Genomic DNA, 11,830 nt, shown 5'->3' with positions numbered 1-11,830 from the left:
CTACGCTGGTGGGGTGCCCACCGTCCTCGTCGTCGACGACGACGCCGTCCTGCGTGAGGTGCTCGTCGGGTACCTGCGGCGCGCCGGGCTCGAGGTGGTCGAGGCGGACGACGGCATCGACGCGGTCGCCCTGGCCCGCTCCGCCTCGCCGGACCTCGTGCTCCTCGACCTCACGCTGCCGGGGCTGGACGGCCTCGAGGTGTTCCGGCGCCTGCGCTCGGACCGCGGTGACCTCCCGGTGATGATGCTCACCGCCCGCGGCGAGGAGTCCGACCGGGTGCTCGGCCTCGAGCTCGGGGCCGACGACTACCTCGCGAAGCCGTTCAGCGCCCGCGAGCTGGTCCTGCGGGTGCACTCGATCCTCCGCCGCACCGAGAACCTCCGGTCGGCACCGCGGGCGGCGACCGGCGAGGCGCTCGTCGACGGCGACCTCGTCATCGACCGCCGGCGGCACGAGGTGCGCCGGGGGGACCGCCCCCTGGCGCTCACGGTGCGCGAGTTCGACCTCCTCGAGCACTTCGTCTCCCGGCCCGGGACCGCGTTTTCGCGCACCGAGCTCATGCGCACGGTCTGGGGCTGGGAGCACGGGGACGAGTCGACCGTCACCGTGCACGTGCGCCGGCTGCGCGAGAAGGTCGAGGACGACCCCTCCGCCCCTCGACGCCTGTGCACCGTGTGGGGCGTCGGCTACCGCTGGGACCGGCAGGAGGCCTGATGCTCGAGGTCGTCCTGCTCTCCGCCGTCACGTCGGTCGTGGTCGGCCTGCTCGGCGCGGGAGTCGTGGCGTGGCAGGCCCGGCGCTCGCTCGCGCGGGCCGCGGCCCTCGCCCCGGTGGTCGTCGTCGTCATCGTCACCGCGGGCGTCGCCGCCGCCGCACAGGGCATGTTCATCAGCGAGCACGACCACCGCGTCGTGCTCGGCGTGCTCGCGACCTGCCTGCCCATCGCGGCCCTCTTCGGCTGGCTGATCGCCGGACGGGTCCAGCAGGTGGTGCGTCGCTCGGTGCAGGAGGCCGCGGAGCGCGAGCGGGACCGCGCGGTGGAGGAGCGACGGCGCGAGCTCGTCTCCTGGGTCTCGCACGACCTGCGCACCCCGCTCGCGGGCATCCGCGCGATGGCCGAGTCGCTCGAGGACGGGGTGGCACCGGAGGGGTCGGGCTACCCGGCGCGCATCCTCGCGGAGGCCGACCGGATGTCCGACATGGTCGGCGGCCTGCTCGCCCTGTCCCGCCTCCAGTCCGGGTCGCTCGTCCTCGACCGGGAGCCGGTCGACCTGGCGGACCTCGTGTCGGACACGGTCGCCTCGGCCGCCCCGGTGGCCGCACGGCGGGAGGTCACGATCGCCGCAGCGGCGACCGGCTCGGTCGTGGCCCGGGTCGACGCCACGGAGCTGGGCCGGGCGCTGGGCAACCTCGTGGCCAACGCGGTGACCCACACCTCGCCCCGCGGGACGGTGCACGTGCGGCTCGACCGAGCCGGAGGGTCCGCCGTCCTGACCGTCGAGGACGAGTGCGGCGGCATCGCGCCGGACCACGCCGAGCGGGTCTTCGAGCCCGGCTGGCGGGCGGCCGGCGGGCGGACCCCCAGCTCCGGCGTGGGCGCGGGTCTCGGTCTCGCGGTGGCCCGGGGGATCGCCCGGGCGCACGGGGGCGACGTCGACCTGACGCCCGAGCACGGCGCCGGGTGCCGGTTCCGTCTCACCGTCCCGCTGACGCCGACCGCCGCCTGAGCGGGGCCGCCCCGACGGCGCGTCGGGTGTACAGGATTCGACGAATGTGTCGATTGTTGGACGCTGGGACGCTGGGACGCTGGGTCCGGAGGGGCGTCAGTCGTGCTGCGCCGAACCCGACGCGACCTCGTCCTCGTCCCCGCCCGAGGACCGCTCGTCCCCGGAGCCGTCCGAGCCGCCTCCGCGCCCGCCACCGTCCTCGGAGGTGTCGCCACCGTGGCCACCGTCGGACTCGTCCCCTCCGGTGCGCGTCGAGCCGCCGTCCCCGTCCGTGGTCGTCCCACCGGCGGGCGCGGAACCGTCCTCGCCGCTCTCGCCGCCTGCGTCACGGCCGGAGTCCTCGCGGCCTTCGTCCCCGCCGGAGACGCCGGTGTCGTCGGCGCCCTCGTCGTCGTCGGTGCCGCGCGTGCGGGCCGGACGGGTCGGGGCCGTGGCGGCGGGAGGGGCCGGGACCTGGACGGGAGGCGTGACGTCCTCGCCCGGGTCGGTGGTCGTCGGGACCTCCGTGGGCGTGGGGGTCGCCCGTGCCGGCGTCGAGGCATCGGGGTGGGGCAGGTCGAAGGGCGTCCACCGCGACACCACCTCGGAGACGACCCGCTGCACCGGGCGGGGCAGCCCGTCGGCCGCGGCGACCCCGACCCCCGTCGCCATGAAGCCCAGGACCGCCACCCCGGCGACCCCCTTGCGCCCCGGTCCCCGCCGACGGCGAGCCTCCAGGCTCGGCACGGCGGCCGCGGCGAGGACGGCCGCCAGCTCGGCGCCGATCTCGGGGGCCGGCCCGCGACCCGCGTCCTGGAGCAGGTGCAGGAAGTCGAGGACCGCGGGGTCGTCGACGAGCAGGTCGCCGCCCGGCGCGCCGCCGGGGCTCCCGCCCGCTGTCGTGTCGTCCATGTCCGTCACCGTCCCTGCTGCCCGTCGTTCACCAGTGCCTTGGGGGAGAGCAGCGCACGCAGCGCCGCCAGGCCCCTGGCCTGCATCTTCTTCACCGCCGGCTCCGAGAGCCCCAACGCCTCGGCCGTCTGCCGCACCGAGAGGTCCGCCAGGACCCGCAGCACGACGACCTCGCGCTGCTGCTCCGGGAGGAGGTCGAGCACGGCGGCCAGCTCGTCGGTGGCGACCCGGTCCAACGCCGTCTGCTCCGCCGAGGGAGCCCTCCGCCCGTCCACCCGCTGCTCGTACGGCGCCGGGTCGGGCCGCCGCGCCCGCTGCCGGTGCTCGTCGACGAGGCGCGCGTGGGCCACCGAGAAGGTCAGCGTCCGCAGCCCGTCCCATCCGCCCCGCACGTCCCGCAGCCGCGGCACGACCTGGACGAACACCTCGTTGGTCAGACCGTCCGGGTCCCGCGACCCGCGCACGCCGAGGTAGCCGCGCACGACCGGGGCCAGGGCCCGGTAGATCGTCTCCAGGGCCCCGGTGTCACCGGAGGCGGCCGCGGCGGTCACGGCGTCCAGGTCGGTCAAGGGCGAGAGCTCCCGGGATGGGTGGTGCGGCGAGCGTAGCGACGCCGCACCACCCCCCGCAGGGCTTCAGTCGTCCTGGCCGCCGTCGTCGCCGGAGTCCCCGCCGTGGTCACCGCCGTGGTGGCCGCCGTCCTCGGTGGAGTCGTCCTGGCCCTGGTCGTCACCGTGGTCGTCGGACTGGTCCTCACCCTGGTCCTCGCCCTGGTGGTCACCGTCCTCCTGGCCCTCGTCCTCGGCCTCGTCCTGGCCGTGGTGCTCGCCCTGGTCCTCGGCGGAGTCGTCGTCACCGGCGTCCTCGCCCTGCTCCTGGCCCTGGTCCTCGGCGGAGTCGTCGTCGCCGTCCTCGACCTCGGTGCCGTCGTCGTCGGACTCGGTGGGGCTCGGCATCGGGGTGGGCTCGGGCGACTCGGTGGGCTCGGGGGACTCCGAGGGCTCGGCCGTCTCGCCGGCCTCGGGGCTCGGCGTGCTCGCGGACTGGTGGTGCCGCAGCGGTGCGACGTGGTCCGAGCCGCCGGCCGCGGCGGCGGCCAGGCCGCCCGCCACGGTGGCGGCGGCGGCGATGCCGGTGGCGACGAGCTTGCGCACGGTGGTCTTCGTCATGGGGTGTCCTTCGTCGAGGGGATGGTGGGGTCCCTGTCTGCGGTGGTCATCGACGGAGGGGTGCTCGACGGACCCCGCCGTCCCGCATCGTGAGACGGCACCGGAGGGGCGCGCTGTCCACCTGCGGTTTCCGGCTCGATGGACGGGGTACCGGGCGACCGAGCACCCGCCGACGCGGTGGGTGGACCGACCCCGGGAGATGCCATGTCACGCGACGCGATCGTCCTGCTCAAGGAGGACCACAAGGAGCTGCGGTCCCTCTTCCGCGAGTTCCGGAGGTCCTCGACGACCTCCCGGCGGCAGGAGACCCTCGTCGGCCGGATGATCGAGCTGCTCACCGTGCACACCTACGTGGAGAACGAGGTGATGTACCCCCGGGTGCGTGCGCTGCTGCCCGAGCTCGAGGACGACGTGCTCGAGTCCTTCGAGGAGCACCACGTCGCCGACCTGCTCGTCGTCGAGCTCGCCGCGATGGACCGCTCCGACGAGCGGTTCGTCGCCAAGGCCACGGTGCTCATCGAGAACGTCGAGCACCACGTCGAGGAGGAGGAGCAGGACTGGTTCCCCAAGGTGCGGGCGGGCCTGTCCCGGACGGTGCTCCGGGAGATCGGTCAGGAGCTCGAGGAGGCGCGCGAGCGGGCCCCGCGTCACCCCTCGCAGCCCAGCGCCCTCAAGAAGACGGTGGACGCCGTCCTGTCGTGAGCGCGGTCAGCCGGCCGGCTCGGCCGTCACGACGACGTTGTCCCGGTGCGAGCGGAGCTCGGGCAGGTACTCCCCGCCGCAGGTGACGAGCACGAGCAGGGGCCGACCCTCGCGCGCGAAGATCTCGTCCACCGGCAGCGCCTTCTTCCGGATGTTCTCGCGGCCGCGCACCACGTACCGGTGACGGACGCCGTCGGCGTCGAGCACCTCGACGCGCATGCCCTCTTCGGCGCCCGCCAGCGGCGCGAGGGCGCCGGGGCCGTCCTCCCTCGTGGCGACGTGCCCGGCGATGACGGTGTGCCCCAAGGGGTCCGCGGGCGCCCGGCCGTACCGGTACCAGCCGACGCTCGTGGGCTCGGCCGGGATGACCATCCCGCCGTCCCGCTGGACACCGACCGGCCGGACGCTCGCGTCGACCCCGAGGTCGGGGATGCGCAGCCGGACCGGCCGTGGGGCGGCGGCCGTGGCCTCGGTGGCCCGCGGTGTCGCCCGGACCGACGGGGTGGCCTCGGGGGTGGGGGGCGGGGCGGAGGTGGTGGCCGCGGGCGTGCGCAGCGCCGCGAGGCCGTCGCCCGCGGTGTCGTCGGGACGGGTGAGGACCCAGCCGGTGAGGGCGGCCCCCGCGACCAGGGCGACGAGGGCGGCGCAGGCTGCGGCCACCGACCAGCGGCGGCTCTCCGGGGTGGTGCTCATCGTCCTCCTCGGACGGGGCAGCGGGTGGGCCGGCCCGGGGCCGGCCCACCCGCCATCGGTGTCAGGCGCGGGTGCGCTTGGCCTGCAGGCCCATTCCCGCAGCTGCGAGGGCGGCGAGCAGGGCCACGCCGGCGAGCGCCCACGGGGTGCGGTCCAGCGGGAGGTCCGCCGTGCCCGACGGGACGCCGGACGGCGAGGAGTGCAGTCCGTCGATGGTCTGGACGGCGAGCGCGAGGTTGTCGTCCTCGGCCGAGCCCCAGGCGTAGACGATCGTCGAGACACCCTCCTTCACGTCGACGTCGGCCGGGCCGATGACCGGGTCGGTCGTCCCCGCGAGGGCGACGGCCGCGGACACCGTGCCGGCCGGCAGGTCCGCGCTGTCCTCGTTCGGGTTGGTCAGGCCGCTGAAGACGGCCTCCCCGCCGGCGAGCACGTCGACCGCGGGGGCGGCGGCGTTGTGGCGCACCACGAGTCGGCCCTGCCCGGCGGCCACGGGGTCGACGTCGTTGACGAACGGGGTGAGGACCGGGGTGCCCTCGGCGTTCAGGTGGGCGACGACGCTGATGTTCGCGCCGGCCGGCACCTCGACGCCGGTGGCCTCGATGGCCGGGTCGCCGGAGGGGTCGGCACCCGCGGGGAAGACCGCGAGGTTGTAGGTCCCGCCGGGCAGGGCGACCGGGTCGGTGACCGTGCCGGGCGCGAAGTCCTGCAGGAGGGCCTCCTCGGCGGTGTACGTGGCGTCGGCGCTGCCGTAGACGTCGACGGTCAGGTCGGGGACGCCGTGCACGACGACGACGCTCGCGTCGTCGGCGGCCGCGGCGGGTGTGGACAGGGCGAGCGGGAGCGCGACGACCGCGGTGGCCGTGCAGACTGCGAGGAATCGGCGCATGACGGAACCCTTCTCGGTGAGGTGCTGACACCTCCTCTTCCGCCGGGACCCCCGCCCCGGATGCGCTTCGTCGAATCTTTGTCGAGAGATGCGGTCCGGCGTCAGGCGTCGAGGGCCGTCCGGAGCGCGTCGGCGAGCGCGTGCGGGCACCCGACGGGCTCGCGGAACGGGACCTCCGTGCGGTGCGCGCCGCGGACGTCGACCCAGGAGACGACGGCCCCGCGCTCGTCGAGCGAGGAGAGCTCCGCGGCCGCCACGTCCTCGGGGGCCAGGCCGTGCCGCCGCACGACCCAGGCGAGCAGGTCCGGGCCGTGGCAGGCCCGTGAGTGCGCGAGGACCTCGGCGGCGACGGTGCGGACGTCGGCGGCCACCGGCTCGGCGCGGTCATAGGCGCTGAGTGGCACCTCCGTCCCCACCGCGTCGGCCTCGCCGGCGTGCACGCTGACCCGCAGCGGCACGAGCCGCACCTCGAGCGCCGCCGCCGGGACCCCGGGCTCGACCGCGGCGACGACGAGGCTGCCCGAGACCCGCACGAGCATGCCCGAGGGGAGCGCCGCCGAGGCCCGCACGACGAGGACGGCGCCGGCACCTGCCCGGGCCGCCGCGGCCAGGCCCGAGCCGGCGCGGCAGCGGAAGGCCGGGAAGCCCTCGACCTCGGAGAGGCCGACCCGGCCGTCGTCGGCGGACTCCGGGCGGGCGCCGTCGACGGCCAACGTCGCGTCCCCGGGCGTCCGGACCGCGGTGCGGGCCCAGCGGGCCAGCTCGTCCGCGGTGGGGTGGTCCGCCATCGCTCCTCCTGGGGTAAGGCATGCCTAAGTTAGGTGGACCTTACCCGATGCGGCAGGATGACGGTGCCGGCGCCCGGCGCCGCCCGTCGACCCCACCCCGTCCGAGGACCTCCGTGCCCGAGCTGCCCGCACCCCCGACCCGACCGCTCGCCGCCCTCTGGGCGCGCTACCGCCGCCACCGCACCCGGTTCCTGCTCGCGGTGGCCGTCTCGACCCTCAACAAGGTCGCCGACGTCGTCCCCGAGCTCCTCATCGGCGCGGCGGTCGACGTCGTCGTCCGGGGTGACGGCTCGTTCGTCGCCGGCGTCTTCGGGGTCGAGTCGCGCGAGGCCCAGCTCGTCTGGCTGGCCGTGGTCAACGCGGTGGTCTGGGTCGTGGAGTCGGCGAGCGAGTACGTCGCCGCCCGGCTCTTCCGCGGGCTGTCCCAGGCCGTCGAGCACGACCTGCGCGTCGAGGCGTACGACCACGCGCAGCGGCTCGACCTGCGCTGGCACGAGGGCCGGGCCACCGGCGCGACGCTCGCCACGGTCAACGACGACGTCAACCAGCTCGAGCGCCTGCTCGACGTCGGCTTCCCGGCCATCTGGCAGACGGCCCTCAACGTCGTCATCGTCGGGGTGGTCTTCGCCGTGGCGTCCTGGCAGCTGCTCGTCCTGGCCTTCCTGCCGATCCCGGTCATCGTGGTCGCCTCCCTGCGCTACCAGCACCGGCTCGAGCCGTACTACCTCGCGGTGCGCGAGGGGGTGGCGCGGCTCTCGGGGGTGCTGTCGGCCAACCTCGGCGGGCTGGCGACCATCAAGGCCTTCACGGCCGAGGACCGCGAGCGCGACCGGGTGCGCGAGGCCTCCGAGGCGTACCGGCACGCGAACGTCGAGACCATCCGGTGGTCCGCGGCCTTCGTTCCGCTCGTGCGGATGGCGATCCTCGCCGGCTTCACGGCGACCCTGCTCGTCGGCGGGCTCTCGGTGCTGGACGGTGGCCTCGAGGTGGGGCTCTACTCGGTGCTCGTCTTCATGACCCAGCGCCTCCTGTGGCCGCTCACCGACGTCGCCACCGTGCTCGACCTGTACCAGCGGGGCCGGGCGTCGACGGCCCGCATCCTGGCCCTGCTGGCCGTGCCCGTGGAGGTGGACGAGGGGGACCGAGAGCTGGAGCTACCGGTGCGGGGACGCCTCGAGTTCCGTTCCGTGCGAGCGGGGTACGGCGACGGTCCGGACGTCCTGCACGACGTCGACCTCGTCGTGCCGGCCGGCGAGACGCACGCGCTCGTCGGGACGACCGGGGCCGGGAAGTCGACCCTCCTCCGGCTGCTCCTGCGCTTCGACGACCCGCGGTCCGGGGCGGTGCTCGTCGACGACGTCGACGTCCGCTCGCTCACGTGGGACTCGCTGCGCGGGTCGATGGGGTACGTCGCCCAGGACGTGCACCTCTTCGCGGGGAGCATCGCCGAGAACCTCGAGTACGCCCGCCCCGGTGCCTCGCGCGCAGAGCTGGCCGAGGCGGTCCGGCACGCCGCGGCCGACGACGTCCTCGACCGGCTGCCCGGTGGTCTCGACGCCCCGGTCGGTGAGCGCGGGCTCACCCTCTCCGGCGGGCAGCGCCAGCGGCTGGCCCTCGCGCGGGCGCTCCTGCGCCGACCCGCGGTGCTGCTGCTCGACGAGGCGACGAGCGCCGTCGACACCGAGACCGAGGCCGCCATCCAGCGCTCGGTCCGCGAGGCAGCGGCCGGGCGGACGGCGCTCGTCGTGGCGCACCGGCTCTCGACCGTGCGGCACGCCGACCGCATCTGGGTCATCGACGCCGGGCGGGTCGCGGAGTCCGGCACGCACGACGAGCTCGTCGCGGCCGGCGGGACCTACGCCGGGCTCTGGGCCATCCAGACCGGCGAGGCCTGAGCGGACCGACCGCGGCGCGCCCTCACGGCAGGACGACCCAGTCGCCGTCGGGCTCGCGCCGTGCCAGGCCGCGCTCGCGGAACGCCTCCAGCCAGCCCTCCATCGGCCACCACCCCCAGGTCCGCGCGAACCGGTTCGCGTTGGCGACGACGTCGGCGAGGTGCTGGACGGGCGGGTCGGGGCTCGGGTGCCACTGGTGCACCGCCCCCGCGCCGCCGACGAAGAGCAGCCGGCCGCCGGCCCGGGCGAGGCGCTGCCCGACGTCGGTGTCCTCGGCGCCGTAGCCGACGTACTGCTCGTCGAAGCCGCCGACGGTCGCGAGGTCGGCGGCCGTGACCGCGAAGGAGAGGGACCAGAAGAGCGTGACGTCCTCGACGACGCGGACCGCATCGGGCGGCAGGGCCGGGCGGGCGGGGTGGTGGCGCGGGGCCTGCGGTCCCTCCGCCGGGTCGCACTCGTAGGCGACGTCCCCGCAGAGGACGACCGGACCGGGCCCGACCGCGACGTCCCGGAGCACCGACCCGTACCGACGGACGAGGTCGTCGGAGGGCACGCAGTCGACGTCGAGGTGGACGAGGTGCTCGGCCCCGGCGGCGACGGCCGTCGCGGCACCGAGGTTGCGCGCCGCGGCGAGCGGCAGCCGCCCGTCGCGGCGCGGCAGCGCGACGTGGCGGACGTCAGGGGCGTCCGCCCCCGGGGCCGGGCGACGAGGAGTGACACATTCGTCGGTTCTCGTCAGCTCGGCGTCGACGATCGCGGGCACCTCGTCGTCGTCCATCGCGACGACGACGAGGACGTCGGGCGCACGGGTCTGCCGGCGCACCCCGCGCAGCAGGCCACGCAGGTGGTCGTGCCGCCCGTGGACCACGGTGACGAGGGCGAGGGGCGGCGCGCTCATCGGGCCGCCGACGCCGCGGGGCTCGGTGAAAGGTCGCGGGCCAGGGCGTCGAGCCACGCCGCGGCGTCCGCGGCCCCGCGGCCGGTGCTCCATCGGGCCCAGCCGTGCCCGCCCCGACGGACGCTGCGCTCGAGCAGGGCCGGCCACTCCTGCGGTGCGGGCCACCGGGTCACGCCCTCCGCGACCCCGAGCCGGCGCACGGCCCGCGCGGTGGCCTCCTGCTCGCCGAACGGACGGTGCTGCGCGACGACGACGGCCGGCGCCCGGGCGGCGGCGACGTCGGCGACCGCGTTCTGCCCGGCGTGGGTGACGACGACCGTCGCGGTGCACAGCTCGTGCCAGAGGTCGGGGGAGGGGTGCGCGGGGCTGCGCTCGACCCAGTCCCAGCCGGGGGTGGCCGCCCGGGCCGCGGCGACGTCCTCGGCGAGAACGTCGCGGCCGCCACCGCCCCACACGACGAGCACCCGGGGTCGGGCGGTGGCCGGCGCCGCGACGGGGCGGGGGGAGGCGTCGAAGCGGGAGAGGCCGCCGACGAAGCGCGCCTTGGCCCGCCACCGCTCCGGCCACGCGGTGTCGTGCGTCCCCTCCGGCCACGGGGCGAGCAGCCCGGCGGCGAGGTCGTGCGCCAGGGTGTGCGCGCGGTCGGTCCGGTCCCCGGGGAGGACCACGGGCACGACGGGGACGCCGCAGAGCCTGCCGAGGACGGCGGCCTCGACCGACACGTCGGTGACGACGAGACGAGGACGCGCCGATGCGACCCACGCCGTGATGGCCGCGGCTCGTTCGCCGACACCGTTGTGCCGCAGCGGAGCCCAGTGCAGGAGGCCGTGGGCGTCGATGTCGTCCGCTGGCCCCGGCGCCGGCTCGTCGTCCGCGGGCAGCCGCAGCCAGCGGTCCTCCCAGCCCGAGGGGGCGGGCAGCGTGCTGAGCCCCGTGACGGGGGAGCGGAGGTGGGTGGCCACGGCCTGCAGCCGGGCGAGGTGGCCGCGTCCCTGGTGGTGGACGTAGTAGCCGATCACGCCGCGCCGCGCAGCGGGACCATCGCGTCGTACACCGCCAGGTAGTCGGTGACCATCCGCTCCACCGAGCAGGTCCGGACCGCGTGCGAGCGGCAGGTCGCGCGGTCGAGACCCACCGCCTCGTCGACGGCCGCGGCCGCCGCCACGACGTCCCCACCCGGGACGAGCCGGCCGACGGCGTCGGTGACGAACTCACGCAGCCCACCGCGGTCGAAGGCGACCACCGGTGTGCCACAGGCGAGGGACTCGGCCGCGACCAACCCGTAGGGCTCGTCCCACACGGGCGTCACGAGGGTGGCGGCGCTGCTGCCGAAGAGCTCGACGAGCTCGTCGGTGTCGAGGTGGCCGAGGAGCTCGATGCCGTCGCCGAGGCGGGGGAGCAGCATCGCCCGGACGTACTCGGGGTCCCCGACGGGGCCGGCGAGGCGCAGCGTCCGCCCGGCCCGGCGGGCCGCGTCGACCGCCAGGTGCGGAGCCTTCTCGGGGACGAGGCGCCCCACCCACGCGAGGGCGTCTCCACCGGGGCCCGGCACCCAGCGCTCGACGTCGACGCCGTTGGCGACGACGTCGGCGGCGGTGACGTGCCGCCAGGAGTCACGGGTGTGCTCGCTGACCGCGACGAACCGGGACCGGCTGTCGCGGGCGATGGCGATGGCCGGCTCCAGCCAGGGGGTCGGGGGCGTGTGCAGCGTGGTGACCATCGGGGCCGAGGCGGCGGCGGCCATCGCGACGGGCAGGTGGTGGAGGCTGTTGTTGTGGACGACGTCCACGTCCTCCCGACGCTGGAGCTCGAGCATCAGCTGGAGGTAGGCGTGGTGCTCGGTGAGCCAGGAGGCCGCGGGCATCGCGACGTCGCGGCGTGCGGTGTCGCTGAGGACGAGCGGGCGAGTGGCGAGCTCGCGCGCCCCGAGGGTCGGGTCGCTGCCGGGCCCGGCGAAGACGGTGACGTCGACCCCCCGCCCGCGCAGACCGCGGCAGAGGTTCCAGGTCAGCGACTCCAGGCCGCCGGCGAACGGTTCGGCGAGGGGGAACCGGGACGAGGCGACGAGCACGACGTGGAGCGGCTCGGAGCGCCGCCCGGTGGGCGAGGACGGGCGAGCAGCGGGCACGACGACGTCCACCATCACACTCCTCACGACCGGCTCCGGGACACGACGG

The 11,830-nt window shown here is 76.1% G+C and carries 13 protein-coding genes; 4 read left to right on the top strand and 9 right to left on the bottom strand.

From position 1 onward, the window contains the following. Window positions 1-13 precede the first annotated feature (13 nt). Complete coding sequence (locus ACQZ2A_RS05635; RefSeq protein ID WP_430208171.1) at window positions 14-715, top strand: response regulator transcription factor; 702 nt, start codon at window positions 14-16, stop codon at window positions 713-715. Then, a complete protein-coding gene (locus ACQZ2A_RS05630) occupies window positions 715-1,728 on the top strand; it encodes a sensor histidine kinase (RefSeq protein WP_430208168.1) in 1,014 nt (337 codons plus the stop codon). The genes ACQZ2A_RS05635 and ACQZ2A_RS05630 overlap by 1 nt, the downstream gene beginning before the upstream one ends. Window positions 1,729-1,824: 96 nt before the next feature. Here the strand turns inward: ACQZ2A_RS05630 and ACQZ2A_RS05625 are convergent, their stop codons facing one another. The 3 genes from ACQZ2A_RS05625 to ACQZ2A_RS05615 all read right to left on the bottom strand — a co-directional run bounded on the left by ACQZ2A_RS05625 (window position 1,825) and on the right by ACQZ2A_RS05615 (window position 3,788). Then, a complete protein-coding gene (locus tag ACQZ2A_RS05625; protein ID WP_430208165.1) occupies window positions 1,825-2,619 on the bottom strand; it encodes a hypothetical protein in 795 nt (264 codons plus the stop codon). A gap of 5 nt (window positions 2,620-2,624) precedes the next feature. Continuing rightward, the gene (locus ACQZ2A_RS05620) at window positions 2,625-3,188 is read right to left on the bottom strand and encodes an RNA polymerase sigma factor (protein WP_430208163.1); all 564 of its coding nucleotides are present in this window, start codon (window positions 3,186-3,188) and stop codon (window positions 2,625-2,627) included. Between the two features lie 66 nt (window positions 3,189-3,254). Then, window positions 3,255-3,788, bottom strand: coding sequence for a hypothetical protein (locus tag ACQZ2A_RS05615; protein ID WP_430208160.1), 534 nt, complete (start codon window positions 3,786-3,788; stop codon window positions 3,255-3,257). 204 nt (window positions 3,789-3,992) lie between these two features. Between ACQZ2A_RS05615 and ACQZ2A_RS05610 the strand changes: the two genes are divergently transcribed. Next, window positions 3,993-4,490 (top strand): hemerythrin domain-containing protein, encoded by a 498-nt coding sequence (locus ACQZ2A_RS05610; RefSeq protein ID WP_430208158.1) that lies wholly within the window; start codon window positions 3,993-3,995, stop codon window positions 4,488-4,490. Between the two features lie 6 nt (window positions 4,491-4,496). Here ACQZ2A_RS05610 and ACQZ2A_RS05605 read toward each other — a convergent pair whose 3' ends face one another. The 3 genes from ACQZ2A_RS05605 to ACQZ2A_RS05595 all read right to left on the bottom strand — a co-directional run bounded on the left by ACQZ2A_RS05605 (window position 4,497) and on the right by ACQZ2A_RS05595 (window position 6,860). Further along, window positions 4,497-5,183, bottom strand: a complete 687-nt coding sequence (locus ACQZ2A_RS05605) for a class F sortase (protein WP_430208156.1) — start codon at window positions 5,181-5,183, stop codon at window positions 4,497-4,499. A gap of 61 nt (window positions 5,184-5,244) precedes the next feature. After that, window positions 5,245-6,072 carry a DUF4397 domain-containing protein gene (locus ACQZ2A_RS05600; protein ID WP_430208155.1) on the bottom strand — a complete coding sequence of 276 codons (828 nt, stop codon included), beginning with the start codon at window positions 6,070-6,072 and terminating at the stop codon, window positions 5,245-5,247. A 101-nt stretch (window positions 6,073-6,173) separates the two neighbouring features. Further along, window positions 6,174-6,860, bottom strand: coding sequence for a hypothetical protein (locus ACQZ2A_RS05595; RefSeq protein WP_430208153.1), 687 nt, complete (start codon window positions 6,858-6,860; stop codon window positions 6,174-6,176). Window positions 6,861-6,973: 113 nt separating this feature from the next. Here ACQZ2A_RS05595 and ACQZ2A_RS05590 point away from each other — a divergent pair, with 113 nt between their 5' ends. Beyond that, window positions 6,974-8,755 carry an ABC transporter ATP-binding protein gene (locus ACQZ2A_RS05590; protein WP_430208151.1) on the top strand — a complete coding sequence of 594 codons (1,782 nt, stop codon included), beginning with the start codon at window positions 6,974-6,976 and terminating at the stop codon, window positions 8,753-8,755. 22 nt (window positions 8,756-8,777) lie between these two features. On the opposite strand, the gene ACQZ2A_RS05585 is transcribed toward ACQZ2A_RS05590, so the two are convergent. Genes ACQZ2A_RS05585 through ACQZ2A_RS05575 form a run of 3 tightly spaced genes read right to left on the bottom strand, consistent with a single transcriptional unit; the run spans window position 8,778 to window position 11,793 of the window. Continuing rightward, a complete protein-coding gene (locus tag ACQZ2A_RS05585) occupies window positions 8,778-9,653 on the bottom strand; it encodes a glycosyltransferase family 2 protein (protein ID WP_430208150.1) in 876 nt (291 codons plus the stop codon). Continuing rightward, on the bottom strand, window positions 9,650-10,672 hold the full coding sequence (locus ACQZ2A_RS05580; protein ID WP_430208148.1) for a glycosyltransferase: 1,023 nt from the start codon (window positions 10,670-10,672) through the stop codon (window positions 9,650-9,652). The genes ACQZ2A_RS05585 and ACQZ2A_RS05580 overlap by 4 nt, the downstream gene beginning before the upstream one ends. Further along, on the bottom strand, window positions 10,669-11,793 hold the full coding sequence (locus ACQZ2A_RS05575) for a glycosyltransferase (RefSeq protein WP_430208146.1): 1,125 nt from the start codon (window positions 11,791-11,793) through the stop codon (window positions 10,669-10,671). The genes ACQZ2A_RS05580 and ACQZ2A_RS05575 overlap by 4 nt, the downstream gene beginning before the upstream one ends. Window positions 11,794-11,830 lie beyond the last annotated feature (37 nt).

Source organism: Phycicoccus avicenniae (assembly GCF_050496545.1).
In the GTDB taxonomy this organism is placed as follows: Bacteria; Actinomycetota; Actinomycetes; order Actinomycetales; family Dermatophilaceae; genus Phycicoccus; species Phycicoccus avicenniae_A.
This window is presented reverse-complemented; position numbering and strand designations above follow the sequence as displayed.

Bases quoted from the DNA above. Each gene is read 5' to 3' on its own strand.
- ACQZ2A_RS05585 (WP_430208150.1), bottom strand. From the start codon at position 9,653: ATGAGCGCGCCGCCCCTCGCCCTCGTCACCGTGGTCCACGGGCGGCAC.
- ACQZ2A_RS05600 (WP_430208155.1), bottom strand. From the start codon at position 6,072: ATGCGCCGATTCCTCGCAGTCTGCACGGCCACCGCGGTCGTCGCGCTC.
- ACQZ2A_RS05625 (WP_430208165.1), bottom strand. From the start codon at position 2,619: ATGGACGACACGACAGCGGGCGGGAGCCCCGGCGGCGCGCCGGGCGGC.
- ACQZ2A_RS05615 (WP_430208160.1), bottom strand. From the start codon at position 3,788: ATGACGAAGACCACCGTGCGCAAGCTCGTCGCCACCGGCATCGCCGCC.
- ACQZ2A_RS05610 (WP_430208158.1), top strand. From the start codon at position 3,993: ATGTCACGCGACGCGATCGTCCTGCTCAAGGAGGACCACAAGGAGCTG.
- ACQZ2A_RS05595 (WP_430208153.1), bottom strand. From the start codon at position 6,860: ATGGCGGACCACCCCACCGCGGACGAGCTGGCCCGCTGGGCCCGCACC.
- ACQZ2A_RS05605 (WP_430208156.1), bottom strand. From the start codon at position 5,183: ATGAGCACCACCCCGGAGAGCCGCCGCTGGTCGGTGGCCGCAGCCTGC.
- ACQZ2A_RS05630 (WP_430208168.1), top strand. From the start codon at position 715: ATGCTCGAGGTCGTCCTGCTCTCCGCCGTCACGTCGGTCGTGGTCGGC.